The sequence below is a fragment of the Shewanella sp. SR44-4 genome (genome assembly GCF_014163715.1).
Taxonomy (GTDB): Bacteria; Pseudomonadota; Gammaproteobacteria; order Enterobacterales; family Shewanellaceae; genus Shewanella.
Genome location: NZ_JACJDU010000038.1, coordinates 49,049 through 51,953, shown reverse-complemented (window position 1 = coordinate 51,953; position 2,905 = coordinate 49,049). Strand labels below are relative to the sequence as shown.

The 2,905-nt window shown below is 43.4% G+C and carries 1 protein-coding gene and 7 tRNA genes; 2 read left to right on the top strand and 6 right to left on the bottom strand.

Going from position 1 to position 2,905, the window contains the following annotated elements; translation table 11 throughout:
• Positions 1–100 precede the first annotated feature (100 nt).
• The 6 genes from H5125_RS16160 to H5125_RS16135 form a co-directional block, all read right to left on the bottom strand.
• Positions 101–176, bottom strand: a tRNA-Val gene (locus H5125_RS16160).
• Positions 177–210: 34 nt separating this feature from the next.
• Positions 211–286 (bottom strand) — tRNA-Val (locus H5125_RS16155).
• A gap of 27 nt (positions 287–313) precedes the next feature.
• Positions 314–389: transfer RNA gene (locus H5125_RS16150), tRNA-Val, on the bottom strand.
• 41 nt (positions 390–430) lie between these two features.
• Positions 431–506 (bottom strand) — tRNA-Val (locus H5125_RS16145).
• Between the two features lie 32 nt (positions 507–538).
• Positions 539–614: transfer RNA gene (locus tag H5125_RS16140), tRNA-Val, on the bottom strand.
• Between the two features lie 39 nt (positions 615–653).
• Positions 654–729, bottom strand: a tRNA-Val gene (locus H5125_RS16135).
• A gap of 256 nt (positions 730–985) precedes the next feature.
• Here H5125_RS16135 and gltX point away from each other — a divergent pair.
• A complete protein-coding gene (gene gltX / locus H5125_RS16130; RefSeq protein WP_182744756.1) occupies positions 986–2,395 on the top strand; it encodes a glutamate--tRNA ligase in 1,410 nt (469 codons plus the stop codon).
• A 102-nt stretch (positions 2,396–2,497) separates the two neighbouring features.
• A tRNA-Ala gene (locus H5125_RS16125) sits at positions 2,498–2,573 on the top strand.
• The last annotated feature ends 332 nt before the right edge of the window (positions 2,574–2,905 follow it).

Here is a 2,905-nt window from a genome sequence, read left to right as displayed (position 1 = left end):
GGATTGCTTGGATTGCTTGGATTGCTTGGATTGCTTGGATTGCTTGGATTGCTTGGTAAAACTTTGCAGGATGTAAGAGGAATAGTACAGGAATAAAATATGGTGGTCGCTACTGGGCTCGAACCAGTGACCCCCTCCTTGTAAGGGAGGTGCTCTCCCAGCTGAGCTAAGCGACCTGGGATAAAACGTAAATGTAAGCTTAAATTGATATGGTGGTCGCTACTGGGCTCGAACCAGTGACCCCCTCCTTGTAAGGGAGGTGCTCTCCCAGCTGAGCTAAGCGACCTGGGAATATCAATCTTTTTGTAAAATATGGTGGTCGCTACTGGGCTCGAACCAGTGACCCCCTCCTTGTAAGGGAGGTGCTCTCCCAGCTGAGCTAAGCGACCTGGGATATTTTACTTTTGAGTCCACCACTCTATTTGAGAAATGGTGGTCGCTACTGGGCTCGAACCAGTGACCCCCTCCTTGTAAGGGAGGTGCTCTCCCAGCTGAGCTAAGCGACCTGGGACTCTACACAATAGTTTAGTTAATTATATGGTGGTCGCTACTGGGCTCGAACCAGTGACCCCCTCCTTGTAAGGGAGGTGCTCTCCCAGCTGAGCTAAGCGACCTGGGATGTAATTAACAGTTATAATCCATAAATAAAAATATGGTGGTCGATACTGGGCTCGAACCAGTGACCCCCTCCTTGTAAGGGAGGTGCTCTCCCAGCTGAGCTAATCGACCTCGCTGTGTGGGGCCGTATTATAGGGGGCAAGCAAAACCTGTCAACGCTTTTTATTTAAAATAATGTCAGTCGGACTAAAATTGTTCGCTTTGATGCTTTGTTGAACAAGGGGTTGTGATCAAAAATAAAGAAAATCCAAAAACCTCCCGAGGTTTGAAAGTCCGCCATTTCAACTGCTGGGTTTGACTGTTAGAATAGCGGCACATTTTTTTGTTTGTCTTCTTTAGACGTTTATAAATAGGTTAGTGTCCGATTATGACTACTAAGACGCGTTTTGCTCCAAGTCCAACTGGTTTTCTTCATGTAGGTGGTGCTCGTACAGCACTTTATTCATGGTTGCACGCACGTGCTAACAATGGTGAATTTGTACTTCGTATTGAAGACACTGATATTGAACGTTCAACTCAAGAAGCATGTGATGCCATTCTTGACGGTATGAACTGGTTAGGTTTGACTTGGGATGAAGGTCCTTATTACCAAACTAAACGTTTTGATCGTTACAATGAAATTATTGAGCAAATGCTTGACAAAGGCACTGCATACAAATGCTATTGCTCGCGTGAACGCATTGAGAGCATGCGTGAAGACCAAGCTGCGCAAGGTTTGCAACAGAAATACGACGGTTGTTGTCGTAACCTTGCACCTCGTGATACTGATGAGCCTTTTGTTGTTCGCTTTAAAAACCCAATTGAAGGCAGTGTGATATTTGATGATCACGTTCGTGGTCGAATCGAAATTTCTAACGACATGCTTGATGATTTAATCATTAAGCGTACTGATGGCGTACCAACCTATAATTTCTGTGTTGTAGTCGATGACTGGGACATGGGTATTACCTGCGTTGTACGCGGTGAAGATCATATCAATAACACGCCACGCCAAATCAACATCCTTAAAGCATTAGGCGCACCGATCCCTGAATATGCACATGTGTCGATGATTCTTGGTGACGATGGCGCTAAGCTATCTAAACGTCATGGTGCTGTGGGCGTTATGCAATACCGTGATGACGGGTATCTACCAGAAGCACTATTAAACTATCTTGTTCGCTTAGGTTGGTCTCATGGCGATCAAGAAATATTTTCAATGGACGAGTTGAAAACGCTGTTTAAGTTAGATGATATCAATAAGGCTGCTTCAGCTTTTAATACTGATAAGCTCATTTGGTTAAACCAACATTATATCAAATCTCTCGATCCTGTTTATGTCGCATCACATTTACAATGGCATATGGATGATCAGAAAATTGATACTAGTAATGGTCCAGCGTTAACTGAAATTGTTACAGTATTATCTGAACGTGCGAAAACATTAAAAGAATTAGCTGCTTCAAGTCGTTACTTCTATGAAGACTTTGCTGATTTTGATGAAGCCCAAGCTAAGAAGCATTTACGTGGCGTGGCACTAGAGCCTTTAACATTGTTCAATCAAAAGTTATCTGAACTAAATGATTGGAGCGTAGAGAATATTCACAACGTTATTGAAGCGACAGCGACAGAACTTGATGTCGGCATGGGTAAAGTAGGTATGCCTTTACGCGTTGCGGTTACTGGCGCAGGACAGTCTCCTGCATTAGATTTAACCTTGTTCTTAATCGGAAAAGAAAGATCTGCACAAAGAATATCCAAAGCGATTGAATTTGTAGCAGATAGAATAAATTCCTAAAAAACGAGTTGACACTTTTGGGTATGCTGCATAGAATGCGCCTCGCAGTTGAGACATGATGTTAGTTTTTTCTAGTAGCATATCCAAAAGCATTAAGTAAGAGGGGTTATAGCTCAGCTGGGAGAGCGCTTCGCTGGCAGTGAAGAGGTCCACGGTTCGATCCCGTGTAGCTCCACCACTTACTTAACAGTCTTTAAGTAGATAATTAGCATTGATGTTTAGCCTACAGACACCAATGAGTATTCACTCGATACAGAGTATAACGTATCAAATGTGTCCCATTCGTCTAGAAATAGCGCTTAGGACATCGCCCACTTTGGTTTATAAAAAGTCGGCGGTAATAGAGGTTCGAATCCTTAGGGTTTTGTTCTTCATTATAGGTAACTAGCACTGGTGTTTAGCCTACAGACACCAATGAGTATTCACTCGATACAGAGTATAACGTATCAAATGTGTCCCATTCGTCTAGAGGCCTAGGACACCGCCCTTTCACGGCGGTAACAGGGGTTC

Bases quoted from the DNA above. Each gene is read 5' to 3' on its own strand.
- gltX (WP_182744756.1), top strand. From the start codon at position 986: ATGACTACTAAGACGCGTTTTGCTCCAAGTCCAACTGGTTTTCTTCAT.